The organism is Streptosporangium sp. NPDC006013 (assembly GCF_040614275.1).
Classification (GTDB): Bacteria; Actinomycetota; Actinomycetes; order Streptosporangiales; family Streptosporangiaceae; genus Streptosporangium.
The window spans coordinates 12,581-28,571 of the sequence record NZ_JBEXUE010000026.1 but is presented as its reverse complement, the minus strand read 5'-3'; the positions used below and the strand labels follow the sequence as shown (position 1 = coordinate 28,571).

16 protein-coding genes are annotated in these 15,991 nt (G+C 68.9%); 7 read left to right on the top strand and 9 right to left on the bottom strand.

Annotation, left to right across the window (positions count from 1 at the left end; genetic code table 11):
- Nucleotides 1–103 precede the first annotated feature (103 nt).
- Entirely contained in the window at nt 104–964 is an 861-nt protein-coding gene (gene rfbD / locus ABZ260_RS06735; protein WP_355613730.1) for a dTDP-4-dehydrorhamnose reductase, read from the top strand.
- A gap of 100 nt (nt 965–1,064) precedes the next feature.
- On the opposite strand, the gene rfbC is transcribed toward rfbD, so the two are convergent.
- A complete protein-coding gene (gene rfbC / locus ABZ260_RS06730; protein WP_355613728.1) occupies nt 1,065–1,661 on the bottom strand; it encodes a dTDP-4-dehydrorhamnose 3,5-epimerase in 597 nt (198 codons plus the stop codon).
- Nucleotides 1,662–1,902: 241 nt separating this feature from the next.
- Between rfbC and ABZ260_RS06725 the strand changes: the two genes are divergently transcribed.
- The 4 genes from ABZ260_RS06725 to ABZ260_RS06710 all read left to right on the top strand — a co-directional run bounded on the left by ABZ260_RS06725 (nt 1,903) and on the right by ABZ260_RS06710 (nt 6,532).
- Entirely contained in the window at nt 1,903–2,133 is a 231-nt protein-coding gene (locus ABZ260_RS06725; RefSeq protein ID WP_343963212.1) for a hypothetical protein, read from the top strand.
- 99 nt (nt 2,134–2,232) lie between these two features.
- Entirely contained in the window at nt 2,233–3,039 is an 807-nt protein-coding gene (locus ABZ260_RS06720) for an ABC transporter ATP-binding protein (RefSeq protein ID WP_355613726.1), read from the top strand.
- Nucleotides 3,039–5,570 carry an FtsX-like permease family protein gene (locus ABZ260_RS06715; RefSeq protein ID WP_355613724.1) on the top strand — a complete coding sequence of 844 codons (2,532 nt, stop codon included), beginning with the start codon at nt 3,039–3,041 and terminating at the stop codon, nt 5,568–5,570. Before ABZ260_RS06720 ends, ABZ260_RS06715 begins: the two co-directional genes overlap by 1 nt.
- Nucleotides 5,571–5,647: 77 nt before the next feature.
- Nucleotides 5,648–6,532, top strand: coding sequence for a DUF4429 domain-containing protein (locus tag ABZ260_RS06710; protein WP_355613722.1), 885 nt, complete (start codon nt 5,648–5,650; stop codon nt 6,530–6,532).
- On the opposite strand, the gene ABZ260_RS06705 is transcribed toward ABZ260_RS06710, so the two are convergent.
- The 4 genes from ABZ260_RS06705 to ABZ260_RS06690 all read right to left on the bottom strand — a co-directional run bounded on the left by ABZ260_RS06705 (nt 6,529) and on the right by ABZ260_RS06690 (nt 9,462).
- Nucleotides 6,529–7,254, bottom strand: a complete 726-nt coding sequence (locus ABZ260_RS06705; protein ID WP_355613720.1) for an LmbU family transcriptional regulator — start codon at nt 7,252–7,254, stop codon at nt 6,529–6,531. The two genes, ABZ260_RS06710 and ABZ260_RS06705, sit on opposite strands and share 4 nt — an antisense overlap.
- Nucleotides 7,255–7,409: 155 nt before the next feature.
- Nucleotides 7,410–8,423: a sporulation-delaying protein SdpB family protein gene (locus tag ABZ260_RS06700; RefSeq protein ID WP_355613718.1), complete on the bottom strand. Its 1,014-nt coding sequence runs from the start codon at nt 8,421–8,423 to the stop codon at nt 7,410–7,412.
- The gene (locus ABZ260_RS06695) at nt 8,417–8,968 is read right to left on the bottom strand and encodes an SdpA family antimicrobial peptide system protein (RefSeq protein ID WP_355613716.1); all 552 of its coding nucleotides are present in this window, start codon (nt 8,966–8,968) and stop codon (nt 8,417–8,419) included. The genes ABZ260_RS06700 and ABZ260_RS06695 overlap by 7 nt, the downstream gene beginning before the upstream one ends.
- A complete protein-coding gene (locus tag ABZ260_RS06690; protein ID WP_355613714.1) occupies nt 8,965–9,462 on the bottom strand; it encodes a hypothetical protein in 498 nt (165 codons plus the stop codon). Before ABZ260_RS06690 ends, ABZ260_RS06695 begins: the two co-directional genes overlap by 4 nt.
- Nucleotides 9,463–9,634: 172 nt before the next feature.
- On the opposite strand from ABZ260_RS06690, the gene ABZ260_RS06685 reads away from it, so the two are divergent.
- Nucleotides 9,635–10,021: a GntR family transcriptional regulator gene (locus ABZ260_RS06685; protein WP_355613712.1), complete on the top strand. Its 387-nt coding sequence runs from the start codon at nt 9,635–9,637 to the stop codon at nt 10,019–10,021.
- A 110-nt stretch (nt 10,022–10,131) separates the two neighbouring features.
- On the top strand, nt 10,132–11,199 hold the full coding sequence (locus ABZ260_RS06680; protein ID WP_355613710.1) for a hypothetical protein: 1,068 nt from the start codon (nt 10,132–10,134) through the stop codon (nt 11,197–11,199).
- 184 nt (nt 11,200–11,383) lie between these two features.
- Here ABZ260_RS06680 and ABZ260_RS06675 read toward each other — a convergent pair whose 3' ends face one another.
- The 4 genes from ABZ260_RS06675 to ABZ260_RS06660 form a co-directional block, all read right to left on the bottom strand.
- Nucleotides 11,384–11,851 carry a flavin reductase family protein gene (locus ABZ260_RS06675; protein WP_355613708.1) on the bottom strand — a complete coding sequence of 156 codons (468 nt, stop codon included), beginning with the start codon at nt 11,849–11,851 and terminating at the stop codon, nt 11,384–11,386.
- Between the two features lie 40 nt (nt 11,852–11,891).
- Nucleotides 11,892–13,430 (bottom strand): tryptophan halogenase family protein, encoded by a 1,539-nt coding sequence (locus ABZ260_RS06670; protein WP_355613706.1) that lies wholly within the window; start codon nt 13,428–13,430, stop codon nt 11,892–11,894.
- Between the two features lie 44 nt (nt 13,431–13,474).
- Nucleotides 13,475–14,506, bottom strand: a complete 1,032-nt coding sequence (locus tag ABZ260_RS06665) for a class I SAM-dependent methyltransferase (RefSeq protein ID WP_355613704.1) — start codon at nt 14,504–14,506, stop codon at nt 13,475–13,477.
- Between the two features lie 101 nt (nt 14,507–14,607).
- Nucleotides 14,608–15,837, bottom strand: a complete 1,230-nt coding sequence (locus ABZ260_RS06660) for a class I SAM-dependent methyltransferase (protein ID WP_355613702.1) — start codon at nt 15,835–15,837, stop codon at nt 14,608–14,610.
- Between the last annotated feature and the right edge of the window lie 154 nt (nt 15,838–15,991).

The following is a 15,991-nucleotide window of genomic DNA, read 5'->3' as shown; positions in this document are numbered from 1 at the left end:
ACGTCGCGACAGTGAACGTCATTGATCAAATCGACATTTAGAATGATCAGAGCCACGATACCGGGAGACACTTGCGCGGCCGATCGCTCAGGAAGAGGACGCCATGACTTGGCTCGTCACGGGGGCGGCAGGCATGCTCGGGCACGAGGTGGTCGCGCTGGCGCGCGGACGAGGGTATGACGTCGCCGCGCGAACCCGCCGGGACCTGGACATCTGCCACCGGAACCAGGTCGAGTCGGCCTTCCAGACACTCACCCCGCGGGTCGTGGTCAACTGCGCCGCCTGGACGGCGGTGGACGACGCCGAGAAACGGGAGCGAGAGGCCTACCTGGTCAACGCCGACGGCCCCCGGCTGCTCGCCGAGGCCTGCGCGCGGCACGGTGCCCGGCTGGTCCATGTCTCCACCGACTACGTCTTCTCCGGTGACGCGGGCGTCCCGTACGGCGAGGACGACCCGGCCGAGCCGCAGACCGCGTACGGGCGGACCAAGCTGGCCGGGGAGAAGGCGGTCCTCGACGCACTGCCTTCCGCCGCCGTCGTCCGGACCGCATGGCTGTACGGCGCCCACGGACCGAACTTCGTGAGCACCATGCTCCGTCTCATGGCGGAACGGGAGACCGTCGAGGTGGTCGACGACCAGTTCGGGCAGCCGACCTGGGCCGCGGACCTCGCGGACCGGCTGGTCACGCTCGGCGAGCTCAGCTCCGCGGCGGGGGTGTTCCACATCACCAACTCCGGGAAGGCCTCCTGGTTCGAGCTCGCCCAGGAGGTTTTCCGGCTGTCCGGCACCGATCCCGAGCGGGTGCGCCGGACGACCTCCGAGTCCTTCGTCCGCCCGGCGAAGCGACCGGCTTTCAGCATCCTGGGCCACGCGCGGTTGCGGGAGCTGGGCCTTGAGCCGCTCCGCCCCTGGCGGGACGCGCTGCGCACGGCCCACCCCGAGCTGGCGAAGCCCTTCCGCTGAGAAGGTGCGCGCTCACCCATCGATGGTGTGCCGCGGAGACCTGGTGACGGTTCCCGGCCGGCGCGATGGCCGGGAACCGTCACGACGGGCCGGCGAGTTCCTACCCGCGGGCGTGCGAGGCGTAGAAGGCCAGGCACTCCTCGTAGGAGGGCAGGAGACCGCCTGCGCGCGCCTCGGCGAGGGTGGGCGCCGCGGCGTCCTTGGGCGACAGGAGCGGTTCGACGTCCGCCGGCCAGGTGATGCCCAGTTCGGGATCGAGTGGGTGGATGCCACGCTCCCTGGTCGGGTTGTAGCCCTCCGAACACAGGTAGATCACGGTCGCGTCGTCCGTCAGCGCGAGCAGGCCGTGCCCCAGTCCTTCGGACAGGAACACTCCCCGGTGGTCCTCGTCGTCCAGGCGCACCATCTCCCACTGGCCGAACCTCGGTGAGCCGACGCGGATGTCCACGATCACGTCCAGCATCGCCCCTCGCACGCACTTGACGTACTTCGCCTGGCCCGGTGGTACGTCGGCGACGTGAATCCCGCGCAGGGTGCCCCGGCGTGAAACAGAGCAGTTGGCCTGGGAGAGCCGCAGCCGCCGTCCGGTGACCGCATGGAACTCCTCCTCGCGGAACCATTCGTGGAGACCTCCCCGATCGTCGATGTGGATTTTCGGGTCGTCAATCCATGCGCCTTCGATTTTCAGTGGCTGCATCTCGGCTGCTCCTGATCCCGGCCGTTTACCGGACCGTGTAGAACGTGCTGTGGCCTTTTCCGCCACGATCCAATGCTGACGGCAGGCGGTCCGATTCGGGTGTCCCGCCGACGGTCGTTATACCAAAGTCGACGCGGCTCATACTTTAGTCGGAAAGCAGGCTCCGCATCGGCGACTTCGGTTGGGACGGGAGATGCCGACGACCGATTCCCGCCGCCACGCTCGGCCTTAATGTTGAATCGTGCGTAAATCCTTACAGCTCATCGGGTTCATCATGATCCTCGAAGGCGTAAGCGGGGCCATCGACCAGATCGCTGTCCAGCCCATCCTCGGCGCGGTGCTCAACTTCTTCAACCGCGTCGTCGTCAATAACGTGGCCTTCCTCGAAGGTTACGAGATCTACGCGAACTTGATCCTGGCGGTTCTCGGGATTGTCGTGATCATTGCCGCGGAAAGGGCTCCGGCGTCCTAACGCCCAGCGCTCTCCGTCCCACCCATTCAATACCGGGATATCAGCAGAGGCCATGAACGAACTGTCACGACCACTACACACCTGTCCGAGGAGCCGGAAATGAAGAACTCGACGGCGGTGCTGGCGGAGGAGACGGGTGAGCCCGTCGCCGCCCGCGCGGAGAACATCTCCAAGCGGTACAGCACCGGAGACACGGCGGTGGCGGCCCTCGACGGCGTGTCGCTGAACATCCCGCGCGGCCAGTTCGCCGGCATCATGGGGCCGTCCGGTTCCGGCAAGTCCACCCTCATGCACTGCATGGCGGGGCTGGACAGCGTGGACTCCGGGCGGGTGTTCGTCGGCGACCAGGACGTGACGGACCTGAACGAGAAGCAGCTCACCCGGCTGCGCCGGGACCGGATCGGCTTCATCTTCCAGTCCTTCAACCTGCTGCCCACCCTGACGGCGCTGGAGAATATCGTCCTGCCGATCCGGCTGGCCGGCCGCACGCCCGATCAGGAATGGCTGGACTCCGTGATCGAGACCACCGGCCTGCGCGAGCGACTGGACCACCGTCCGAACCAGCTCTCCGGCGGCCAGCAGCAGCGGGTGGCGTGCGCGCGGGCGCTCGCCGGCAAGCCGGACGTCATCTTCGCGGACGAGCCCACCGGTAACCTCGACTCCCGGTCCGGCGCCGAGGTGCTGGGCTTCCTGCAGAAGTCGGTGCGGCAGACCGGCCAGACCATCGTCATGGTCACCCACGACCCGGTGGCGGCCGCGTACACCGATCACGTGATCTTCCTGTCCGACGGCCGCGTCGTCGACCGGATGCCGGAACCCACCGCGGAGAAGGTCCTGGAGCGGCTGAAGAGGTTCGAACCCGCGAGGACGAGCACCACGGCCCCCGGCAAGCAGGGGCGGATCTGATGCTCGCGAAACTCACGTTGCGCAATCTCCTGGCGCACCGGGTCCGGCTACTGCTCTCCGTGCTCGCGGTGACGCTCGGGGTCTCCTTCGTCGCGGGCACGATGATCTTCCGGGACACCGCCACCCAGAGCTTCGACCCGATCTTCGCGGGGCGGACCGAGACCACGACCGTGGTCGTCCGGCCCAAACCGGCCGAGGGTGAGAACGCGACACCGGCCACGATACCGGCCTCCCTGGTCGGCACGCTGCAGCAGAGCGTGCCCGGCGCCGCGGAACTCAGGGGACAGTACGACGGGTACGCGGCGCTCGTCCGCCAGGACGGGCGGATCGTCGGCGAGGACCGCGCGGCGCACCTGGGCGCGGCGTACCTGGAGCGACCGGGCGCGGGCCTGCAGATACTCTCCGGCCGGGAGCCCTCGGCGGCCGACGACGTCGTCGTCGAGGAGCGCACCGCGGCCGAGGGGCAGCTCAAGGTCGGCGACCCGGTCAGCGTGGTGACCGCGCGGGCGACGAAGTCCATGCGCGTCGCCGGTGTCTTCAGGGCGGTCAACGACCAGGTCGGTCGTGCCGCCACCTACGTGATGTTCGCCCCGGAGACCGCGCAGGCCCTGCTGACCGGCCCCGGGCAGTACTCGGCGATCTTCGTACGGCCGCGCGAGGGTGTCTCGCAGCAGCAGCTTCTCCAGCAGGTCGGCGCGGCGCTCCCGGCGCAGTACGAGGCCAAGACCGGCGCGGACGAGGTGGAGGAGGTCAAGTCCCAGCTGAGCTCGCTCTTCGAGCTGATCAGCCGGTTCCTGCTGGTGTTCGCCGGGGTGGCGGTCTTCATCGGATCGTTCATCATCCTCAACACGTTCACCATGCTGGTCGTGCAGCGGATCCGGGAGCTCGCGCTGCTCCGGGCGATGGGCGCGAGCCGCGCCCAGGTGACCCGGGCGGTTCTCGGCGAGGCACTCGGGATCGGCTTCCTCGGCTCGACCCTGGGCCTGCTCACCGGCGTGGGACTGTCCTACGGGCTCAGGCTGCTGTTCGAGCGGTTCACCGGCGGCACCCAGGTTCCGCTGCGCACGCCGGTGGTCGGGCTCTCGACCGTGATCTGGGCGTACGCGGTCGGCATGCTCGTCACCCTGCTGGCCGCCTACCTGCCGACGCGCCGCGCGGCGAAGATCCCGCCGGTCGCGGCGATGCGCGACGACGTGGCGCTCACCCGCCGTTCGATGACCCTGCGTCTCGTCGCCGGCGTCGTCATGGCACTGCTGGGCGCGGGAGCGCTGGCCGCGGGCCTGGCGACCGGGAAGGCGGGGGGCACTGCCCTGGTGATCGGCGGCGGTCTGCTGACGTTGCTCGCCCTGACAATGCTCAGCCCGTTCCTGAGCCGGCCGGTCATCGCGCTGCTCGGCTGGCCGATCTCCCGGCTCGGCGGCACGATCGGGCGGCTGAGCCGGGAGAACGCCCGGCGGGATCCCCGCCGTACCGCGGCCACGGCGTCGGCGCTGATGGTCGGGCTCGCGCTCGTCTCGGTGGCGACGGTGGTGGCCGGCTCGATGAGCGCGTCCGCCGACCAGAGGATCGCGCGTCAGTTCGGCGCCGACCTCTCCCTGGACCCGCGCGGTCTCACCGGTTTCAGCCAGGAGACGGTGGACCGGGTGGCCGCCGTCCCGGGCGTGCGCGGCGTCACCGCGGTCCGGCACGGGACGATGGGGATCGCCGACGGGCAGGTGCCCGTCCTGGTCGCCGACCCGGTCGCGCTGGCGGGTCCGGCCAACCTGAAGATCGAGGACGGCACCGGCACCCTGGCCGCCGACGGGCTGCTCGTGCAGAGCGCACTCGCCGCGGAGCGTGGCTGGAAGGTGGGCAGCACCGTCACGGGCCGGTACCCGGACCGGTCCACCGCGACCCTGCGGGTGAGCGGCCTCTTCGCCGCCAACGAGGTCCTGGGCATGTCCTTCGTCGTGAGTCCGGCCGGTTACCAGGCGCACGCTCCGGCCGGTCTGATCCAGAAGGCGTTCGTCGACCTCGACGACGGTGGCGAGGAGCAGGCCCTCGCGGCCGTGCGGTCGGCGCTGCGCGCCTACCCGAACGTCGAACTGAAGGATCGCGAGGCCGTACGGGCCGACGCCCGCCAGGAGATCGATCAGGTGCTGAACCTGATCGTGGTCCTGCTGGTGCTCTCGATCGCCATCGCCGCGCTGGGCATCGTGAACACGTTGAGCCTGTCGGTGATGGAGCGGACCCGCGAGATCGGGCTGCTCCGAGCCGTCGGGATGAGCCGCGGCCAGACCCGATCCATGATCAGCTACGAGTCGGTGATGGTGTCGCTGTTCGGTGCCGTGGCCGGTCTGGCTCTCGGGACCGCGCTCGGCTGGGCGTTGCAGCGGGTGATGGCGGCCGATGGCGTCGAGGTACTCGACATCCCGTACGGCCGGCTCGGGCTCTACCTGCTCAGCGCCGTCCTGATCGGTGTCGTGGCGGCGATCTGGCCGGCCCGGCGGGCCTCGCGGATGAACGTCCTGCGGGCCATCCAGCACCAGTGAGCCGTCGATGTGTTGTGACACGACCGACCTCTGCCGGGGGCGTACGGCGACGCTCCCTGATGTCCTAGGGTGACGACATGGCCGAGATCTCCGTTCCGGACGGATCATGGACGTTCGACAGTGAAATCCTCAGGATCGTGCCAGGCGGGGACAGCGACGTCCACGAACTGCGCAAGACGCTCGGCGAACTGGAGATCCCCCTCGCGGCGATCTCCGGAGCGTCGTTCGAACCCTCGCGCAAGGGCGGCAACCTGCAACTCCGCCTGCGGCCCGGAGCCGATCCGCTGACCGACGTGGTCACCGGGCGGCTGTCGGGATCCGCCGACCCGTACCGGCTGGCCGTCCCCAAGGGGCGCACCGGGGCCGCCGAGTACTTCGCCGACGAGGTGCGCACCCACCTGATGCTGGAGCAGGTGCCGAGCGGTCCCTGCGAGTCGTTCCTGCTGCCCGGCCCCGCCGTACCGGTGTCGGCCTCGGCGGGTGACGGCACGGTGAACTTCGACGGCGAGCGGATTCGCCTGGAATGGAGCGTGTTCGCCAAGTCGGTCAAGGAGGAGGCAGGCCCGCAGACGTTCCTGCTGCGGGATGTGGAGGGCGTGGAGTGGGCCCCGCAGACCGGCATCGGCTATGGCCGCCTCCGCTTCCGTCTCAGGGGCACCGCCCCCGCCGTGGCAGCGGAGAAGGACCTGCACTGCCTGGCCTGGAGCGTGCAGCGGTACGGCGGCTCGACCGTCCTGGTCGCCGCCGCCGTGCTGGCCCGGCTGTCGCCCCGTGCCGAGGAGCCGCCCGCGCTGCCGCCGAGCCGGCCGGACGATCGGCGGCAGCGCCTGGCCGAGCTGGAGGATCACGACGCCCTGGTGCGCCGCCTGGCCGAACTCGGCGATCTGCACCGCTCCGGGGTGCTCACCGACGAGGAGTTCAGCTCGGCCAAGCGGTCGCTGCTGCGCCGGATGGAGCTCTAGCCAGGGACCCCCGCCCCCTCCTGGGTGACCTCCCGCGCGAACTTCTCCAGCGCCAGGACCATCCAGTTGACCAGATCGCAGTTGTGCTTGCGTGCGGCGAACTCCCAGCGTTCGAGTTGTTCCTGGCTCGGGCTCAGCTGCAGCTTCACGGCGAGCCCGGAGCCGCCCGAGGTCTCGCCGTCACCTCCGTCACCGCCCGTCGGCGGGCTCGGTGCCTCGCCCTCCCCGTTTCTCAGGGCGGCCGCCTGCCTGAGCTCCTTGCGCAGGCGGTTCCTGGACCAGGCGTGCTGCTCGGCGCGCTGTAGCCACAGATCCTGTTCGGGCACGCTCAGCGCCGCCACCTCCGCGTGGTGGGCGAAGCTCAGCTTGTCCCTGCGCCGGGGCAGGCCGAAGCGGCGGGCCACCCAGGCGTAGTTGCGCAACGTCTGGTAGTCCAGCGACGTCCGCTCGATGGCCGTCCGGTAGCGGTCGGCGTACTGCTTCTCCCCGTAGACCAGCCAGTCGCCCAGCCACCACGCGGAGGAGTCGGCGATGAGGGAGAGCTGGCGGCCGATGCTCTCCCAGTTGGCGAACGGAATCTGGGTCGGAAACTGGAGGCCGGTTCTTCTCGGTATCACCGTCCGGTCGAGCCCGAGACGGCGGTTGATCCCGTTCTCCTGAGACAGGACCTGTGTCACGCGGCTCTCGCCGCCTTTCTTTCCCCGAACGAGAGGCTCGCTCATCGTTTTCCTTCCTTCCCCGTATCGCTGCTCTTCGAATCAGCACGGCGTGAACGGCCGAATCGTGATCGCTCCGCGTGCGCGGAGTCAGGCCACGAATGTGCGCAGCTCGAATAGGTGCCGCGGCGCCGGCCGTCTTCTGGCCGGCCGCCAGGTGTTCAGCGGCGTGCGTCGGTATCGGTCAAGCCGAGGCCGGCCTCGGCAACATTCGCGTCCCTGGGCTGACGGGCGACACGTGCCATCGCCTGCCAAACGGAGCCGGGAAGGACGCGCAGTCGGTGTGGAAGAGCCATTGGAAGCGTCGCGTCCCCGAACGCGAACGGCCGATCCAGCGGTCTCAGGTACATGACGAGGCAGGCGAACATCGCCAGGGCGAAGCTTCCCAGCCCCATGAGCAGCCCGATGAGGGTGTGCAGGGTGAGACCGGCCACCAGCAGGTACGGCCGGACGGCACGCCGCGACACCAGCCCCATGACCAGGGCGAACTCGATCGCCACCGGTCCCCAGGTGAGCAGCGTGACGCCGACCGATGAGACGCGCAGCGGTTCGAGAACCCCCGCCGCCCAGCCGGGACTACCGAACAGCGGATCGCTGAGCCAGTAGTACAGGGCGGTGCCGTCCGCCCATTCCTCCCGGCCCAGCTTCGCCACCGAGGACTGCAGGTAGATGCCCGCGACCTGGACACGGATGACCAGCAGGGCCGACCAGGCGACCAGTGAGGCGACCGGGTCACCGACGGCCTGGGGGCGTCCCCAGTGCCAGGCGCGTCCGTCGGTCAGCGCGATCGGCAGGAGCAGGAGGGTGAGCACCGCGGCGACCTGGTCCCCGCCGTCGGGGATCGTCGCGGACGCCTGGAAACTCACGGCCACCCACCAGTGCGGCAGCGCGGTGAACCGCGGCCGCCACCCGGAGGCGGCGACGGCGAGGACCACGATGGCCACCAGGTGCGCCCGGTCGGCGTCGACGACGCAGAACAGGCCGTAGGCGGCGACGCCGTCACAGTACGGATAGCCGGGAACGCCCTGCGCGGGCCTGAAGAGCGAGGAGGTCTCGCTGGCGAGCAGCGTGGTCAGGGTACAGAGGGCGAGAAGGGTCCTTGCGAGCCCGTACACGTTCGTCCATGGGCTCGTCTCGGCGATCCCTCGCGCCTTCGCGCCGAGTCCACTCAGCATGCGACCTCCAATCGCACCACCGAGACCGGCATGTGGGTGTGCGCCGCGGCGTCCGCCCAGGCCCACGGCAGTGGCTTCTGCCGTGTCACCTCAAGCGTTCCGCAGAGGATCGGATCGGGAGAGGGGTTGCGCACCGGCACCGCCGCACCGGGCAGTCCGAGGCATCCGGTCACCTCGCTCTGGCAGTCGCGCCACCGGTCGGCGGGTACCGCCGCGAGCAGGATGCCGCGTTCGACCCCCTCGGCGCGGGAGCGTCGGTCAAACCCCCACAGGTTGTGCGGCTCGGCGTGCGGCCCGAGCGTGGCGGGCTGCCACGCTCCGGTGGCGGACGCGCGCCACACGGTCTCCCTCGGTTCGCGGGCGGACTTGGTGAAGAACGCCCACCCCTGGGGAGCGACCAGCCGTGCCGCCTCGCTCACCGTTCGCTGCGCGGGCAGTCGGAGGGCGGCACTGGGCAGTTGGCCGATGACGACATAGAGGATCAGGGCGGTCCAGCCGAGGCCGAGTGCGACCGTGGAGACGCCCAGCCTGACGTCGGCGTTCACCGGGCAAGGGTCTTCGCCACGTCGTCGACCCAGCGTTCCTGGGCCAGAACGGTGCCGCCCTCGGGGACGACGCTCCAGATCCGGTTGGTGTTCCAGATGGTGTTGGTCTGCTTGAGCAGCGTGGAATCGACCACGATGAAGGAGTAGGCGACGTTGGGGGCGGACGCGGGATCGCTGTCGCCGACCGGCACCTTCGCGGCCAGCGCGCCGGCGGAGGACGCGGCCTGCTCGATACGGATCCGGTCGCCGCTGGTGATCGCGGTCTCGAAGGCGGCGAAGAAACCCGGCTCGGCGCGCTTTATCTGGGCGACCAGCTGCTGGGCCCTGGCTGCGGGCCAGACCCCGGTCGAGGATGGGGCACGCAGGTCCGGATATGTTTCCGCTACCTGACCCTGCCCCAGGAAAATTCCCTGGAACAGGGCTTCCCCGTCATAACGTCTGACCTCTGTGGCCCCCAGCGCACTGGAGGCGCTCAGGAGGCTTATAGCGCACAATAAGCCTATAGATAACTGTCTATGCTGCATTGGCACCCCGTAACAACACCTGCATCAGGCAAGACGGAAGTTATCCTATAATTTCTATAACAAGCAGTAAAGGGGCCGATAGCCTGACCAGACGCCATACCACCTTTTTGCCTACGGCGGAGGCGCCCGACCTTGAGACCTTATGCAGCTGAACATCGACCCTAACTCCGCAGTCCCTCTTTTCGACCAGATCGCCCAGGGCCTGCGGCGCGAGCTGATCACAGGAACATTGCAGCCCGGTGACCATCTGCCTCCCGCCAAGACTCTGGCGGCGAGCCTGCAGGTGAACCTGCACACGGTGCTGCGCGCTTACGCGCTACTCCGCGACGAGGGCATGGTCGAGGTACGCCGCGGCAGGGGAACCGTGGTCATCGCCTCCGCGACGCGAAGTGGAGACCGGCGCCTGGACAGAGCGCTCGTGAGCCTCGTCGTCGAAGCGCGACGAGCCGGCGTCACGGAGAGTGCTCTGATGAATCTTGTGTTACACGCTTTCCGAAGCAACACAAGTTATGACACTATCTCGGACTGATCAAGATAGTGTCATTTGTCTGCTTTTTGGACAAATGTTATAATAATGGGGGAAGCGTGCGATTCCAGGAGGAAGATAGGCGAGCAGCAATACGTTTCTTACTCATTGTGGTGCTCACTCCTCTTAGCGTGTTCGTCTTGACGCTGGCGGTCCCCTTCCTCCTCAGCGAGCGTCTGCCCGACCCGGTGGCCGCCCACTTTACCGATGGGCACCCCGATGAGTCAGCCCCGCTGCAACCACTGATCCGGGACATCCTGATAGTCGGCGCGAGCGCGTGGTCGATCCTGGCCCTGCTCGCCTACCTGCGGCCCGCGGGCTCGCTCGGGCGCAGGGCCGCCGCGGGCAGCGCCGTGGCCCTGCCCACCGCGCTGTGTCTCGCCGTGCTGCTGGGCACGGTGGGCGCCAACCTGGACGCCCCGACCTGGCGAGAGGCAACCACGTCGCCGGTCTCGGAGGCCATCACGATCGCCGGTGGAGCGCTGGTCTTCGTGTTCGGCGCGATCGCCGTGCATCCGCTGCGGCGGGGCCCGCGTGAGGCCGCCGACCTGCCGGCCGAGCCGGTCATCGGCCGGGCCCGCTCCCGGCAGGGGCGTATGGTGTGGATCGGTCAGTCCCGCAATCCCGACCTGGTGTGGAAGACGTTCACGGCCACCTGCATCATGGTCGTGCTCACGATCGCCGGTACGTACTGGATGGCCGTACCTGCCCTCCTGTCGCTGACCACGCTGCATCTGTGGGGCGGGATCGTCGCCTCCTTCGACGGAAAGACGCTCTCGGTCCGGGGCCACATCCCGTTCGGCCTCATCCGGCGCATCCCGCTCAGCCGGATCGAGACCGCGGAGAAGATCGAGATCGATCCGCAGGAGTGGGGCTGGGGCTGGCGGCTGCGCAGCATCAGACGGCACGCCATCGTGATACGCAAGGGCGAGGGGCTCCTGGTGGCGCTACGCGGGGGCGGCGAGTTCATCGTGACCGTCGACGACGCCGCCGGCGGCGCCGAGGAGATCAGGCGCGCCCTGCGTGGACGACCCCCCACCTGCCCGGCCACCGCCCGGGGGATCACGACCCGCCACCTCTCCGGCGGGACCGGCGAGCTCCAGGAGAGGCGGAGACCCCAGCGGCTGTGGCCCGCGACCGGGCTCGGAGCGACGGCTCACGACTTGCCATACGACGCATGAACCATCCGGTGAGCGCGGTGGTGACGAGGATCACCGGCCCCGCGCCGATACCGAGCCAGGTACGCCGGCCGAGACCGGGCTCGGTCCCCGGAACACTCGTCATGCTGGACGTGGTGCCCTCGGCCACGGCGCCGGCCGGGCGAAGCCCGCTCCCTCCCTTCGAGGTCGTTGCCCATCGGCCGGGTCAGGAGGCCGGCACCGGCCGCGACCTCCCGGCCGAGAACGCCCCCATGCCGTACAGCAGCGGGTTTCCAGGACCGGCCTGCACGTTCACGACCCGGCCGAAGAGCACCGCGTGGTCGCCCACGATCAACGTCTCGGCCACCTGACACTCGGCCACCGCGAAGGCGTCCTCGACCAGCCAGGGCAGCCCGGTGAGCGCCGTCCGTTCCCAGGCGACCTGATCGAAGCGGTCGGATTTCGGCGAGGCGAAGAGTTCCGCCGTGCTCTGGGCGCCGTCGTCGAGCAGGTTCACCGTGAACTCTCCCCGGCTGCTGACCGCGGCCAGCGTCCCGCTCCGGATGTCCAGGCAGACCAGTAGCGTCGGCGGGTCGAGCGTCACGCTGGTGAGCGAGTTGCAGGTCAGCCCGTGCGGCCGCTCGTCGCCGTCGATGGACGTGATGATCGTGACACCGGTGAAGTAGGAGCTCATGAAGCCGCGGAAGGCATCCGGCGTCACGAGGTGATGCCGGTCAGCCATTGATACCGGCCAGGTACTCGTAACAGCTGGGCAGCGCGGCGACCATCTCCTCGGCCTCCGACCTGATCCGGGCGAACTCGGCCAGGGCGTTGCCGGGGTCGAGGTGTTTCAAGGCCGGCGGCGGCGTACGGGGAAGGTTGCCGAGACCGAGGTTCATCGCGTTCCACGAGTAGCTCTCGAATCCGTGGAAGTAGGGGTAGATGGTCTCCTCGTCCAGCAGGCGCGACTGGGCGAGGTCGAGTTTCTCCCGCAGCCCGGCGGGCATCGCGCGGGTCTTCGCCTCCTTCCAGTACGGCGTGTCGTCGCGCTGCGCGGACTTGTAGTGCAGGACGAGGAACTCCTTCACCCCGTCCACAGCGTGCGCGACCCGGGTGTTGTAGGCAGCGATCTGGTCGCTGTCCCACCGCTCGTCGGGGAAGTGCTTGACGAGCTGCTCGATGCCGTGCTGGATGAAGAAGATTCCGGTGGACTCCAGCGGCTCGACGAACGCGCTGGAGAGACCGAGCGCCACGCAGTTCTTGACCCACGACTCCCGGTTGCGGCCGATGCGCATCCGGATGTGGTTGGCCTGGAGGTCCTCCTGGCCGGGCGCGGCGGCCTGGCGCAGCTCCCGCTCGGCCTCCTCCGGGCTGATGAACTGGTCGGAGTAGACGTAGCCGGTGCCGTTGCGGCGGAACAGCGGGATGGTCCACATCCAGCCCGCGCTCATCGCGGTCGCCGTGGTGTACGGGCTCATGTCCGTGGCCTCTTCACGCGGCACCCGGAGCGCGACCGCGCGGTTGTTGGGCAGCACGTCCTCGAACGACTGGAACTCGGTGCCGAGCGTCTGGTTGATCAGCATGCCGCGGAAACCGGTGCAGTCGATGAAGAGGTCACCGGCGATCTCACCGTGGGCCGCGGTGTGCACGTGGCTGATCCAGCCGCGCTCGTCCTGCGCGACGTGCTGCACGTTGTCCAGGATGTGCCGGACACCGCGCTTGACGGAGAAGTCGGCCAGGTATCTGGCGACCTCGTCGGCGTCGAAGTGATAGGCGTACGGGAACTGGGCCCGCTGCTCGGCCAGGGTGGACCGGCCCAGCGGGCCGTCCAGCTCGGAGGCGAAGAGCGACCCGTCCCGCATCCGCGGCGAGCGCTTGGCCTCGCAGAGCGCCGAGGTGATGAAGCAGGAGCGGTCGAACGGCTTGCTCCGGTCGCCCAGTTCGAGCCACCAGTCGGCGATGGAGAATCCGTCCACCACCCGCAGCCGCTCGAACGGGTGGTAGAAGTACTCGCCCGCTCCGCTCCAGTTCTCGAAGCGGATGCCGAGCTTGTAGCCCCCGGCGCATTTCGGCAGCCAGTCGGCCTCGTCAAGACCGAGGTAGTCGAAGAAGTGCCGCACGGTGCTGAAGGTGGCCTCGCCGACGCCGATCCGCTTCACCTGGGGCGATTCCACCAGGGTCACGTCGATCCGGTCGCCGAACGCCGCCATCAGGTAGCTGGCCGTCATCCATCCGGCCGTACCACCGCCCACGATAACCACGGATCGGATCATTAAAGCTCCTCAACATTCGTTGGAAAGGCCGGATCTCGGCCCGGTCAGGCCAGCTCGTAGACGACGGAGTCGGCGGGGACCCGCACGACGCGGGCGTTCAGGAACTTCCAGCCGCTCTCCTCGAACACGCCCTCCCACTCGGCGAGCGTGGGCAGGTAGACGCCCATCAGGTCGTGGGCCGTCTCGAACGCCAGCGTGAACACGGGCTTGTCCCGGTCGGGGATGCCGGTGGTCCGCGCCGTGTCGCCGAGCAGGAACCTCCGGACGTTGGGGAACGCCTCGCGCAGCCGGCGCAGCGAGGCCACGCACCGCTCTCGCGGCCAGAAGTCGTGGCCCATCATGAAGCAGGTGAGCACCTCCACCTTCTCCAGGCGGGGGTCCGGGGCCAGGTCGCGCACGTCCGCCTCGATGAAGTCGAAGCGCCCGCCGAAGCCCTCGGCGGCCACGTTCTCCGCGGCGTCGCGGAGTGCGTCGGGCGCGATGTCGATCCCGATGCCCTGGACGTTGGGATAGCGGCTCGCGATCTGCGCCAGGCGCCCGCCGCTGCCGCACCCGAGGTCCGCGACGGTGCCGAAGTCGAAGTCGAGCGCCTCCATCGCCTCCCAGAAGACCGGGTCGAACGAATGCCGGTTGATGTCCTTGCAGGCGTAGCTGATGGCCACGGCGTTGCGCCGGTAGAAACCACCGACCCTGTTCTCGTTGCGGACGATGCCCGGCATGTTCGCGAACAGCTCGGCGCAGCCGATGGTCAGCCAGTGGAAGAACGCCTTGTCCCGGTAGACCTCGGCGAACGCCGACCCGGCACGCACCGTGTCCGCACCGTCGTCCGCACTGTCGCGGACCACCACGCCGGCCGAGCCGAGCGCGGCGAACATGCTCCGCATGGACGGCAGATGCAGGTTGTGCTTCTCACAGAACGCGGGGACGTCGATCACGCCGCGGTCGTTCAGGACGTCGAACGCGCCCACCTCCCACGCGGTGGCGATCGCGAACCCGGCCACGGTGGAGTTGAAGATGTCGGCGGACAGCCCCGTGCCGTCGGAGGACGGGCCGAATCCGGTCGCGTGTGCGGTCATCAAGCTCTCCTTCAAGCGGGCATCGGCGAAGGCGACACGACCGTCGCGTTCAGCGAGCCGGTACAGGCGGGAAAGGTCCCGGCTCGCGGGCCGGGGAGGGGTCACACGATCCGCACGTCCGGGACGTACAGGATCCACTTGCCGCCCGCGTCCCGGAACTCCTGCTCCTTCGCCATGATCTCCTCGGCGTGGTTCCAGGCGAACAGCAGGGCGTAGTCGGGGTAGGGCCGTGAGAAGTCCGCGGGTGTCCGCACCGGGATGTGCGTACCCGGGGTGAGCCGCCCCTGCTTGGTGGGGGTGCTGTCGCAGACGAAGGAGACCAGGTCGGGCCCGATGCCGCAGAGGTTCGTCACGGTCGCGCTCTTCGCCGTGGCGCCGTACCCGACCACCGACCTTCCCTCGTCGCGAAGGCGGCGCAGCAGTGACGTGAGGTCCTCGCGGATCTTCAGCACGTTCTCACCGAACCGGCGCAGCGTGGCCATCTCGCCGAGCCCGCGCGCGTCCTCCTCCGCCAGCAGCTCGGCCACCGCGGCGGACGGCTGCCGCGACCCGGCGGGAGCCAGCGTGTAGCGGACCTCCCCGCCGTGTACCGGGAGCCGCTCCACATCCACCAGCTCCAGCCCGTGTGCGGCGGCCATCGCACCGACCGACCGCACGGTGAAGAAGAAGAAGTGCTCGTCGTAGATCTGGTCGAACGAGGTCCGTTCGACGATGTCGGAGAGGTAGGGGTCCTCGAAGACGAACACCCCGGTCGGCGCCAGCAGCGCGGCGACGCCGGACAGGACCGACCCGATGTAGGGGATGTGGCAGAGCGTGTTGGCCGCGTAGATGACGTCGGCGTGCCCCTCCGCGGCGAGGATCTCCTTCGCGGTCGACTCCTCGAAGAACGACTTGCGGACCCTGATCCCCTTCTCGGCGGCGAGGTCGGCCACGCCTCCGGAAGGCTCCACGCCGAGGTGCCGGACGCCGGCCTCCGCGAGCGCCCTGAGCATCACGCCGTCGTTGCACCCCACCTCGACGATGAACGGGTCCTCGCCGGTGAGCTCGGTCGTGAGCAGGCGCTTGGCCAGCCCCTCGAAGTGGTCGCGCATGTAGGCCGACCCGGAGGAGTAGTACGGGTACTCCTCGTGGAACATGCGGTCCCGCGGCACCTCCTCCATGAGCTGCACCATCGTGCACGCCTCGCAGAGGCCGGTGGCGAGGCGGAAGAAGAACTCCTGGCCGAGGTCGGAGCCGGGGGCGAGGAAGGCGTCGGACAACGGCTGGCGCCCGAAGTCGAAAAACTCATGAACAGTGCCACCGCACACGCGGCATTGGGATGTGTTCGGCATATGAGCTCCTGACTGACCAAACCGACGGCGAGTTGAGTGGGCCGAGTGTCAATGGGCGGACTCATCCGCGGTGTCCTCGACCAAGGAACGGGAATCGCTCCGTACAAGTTTCCGCAAGCAATGCTCTTTCGGCAAACACTTCGTTCCCGCAGCA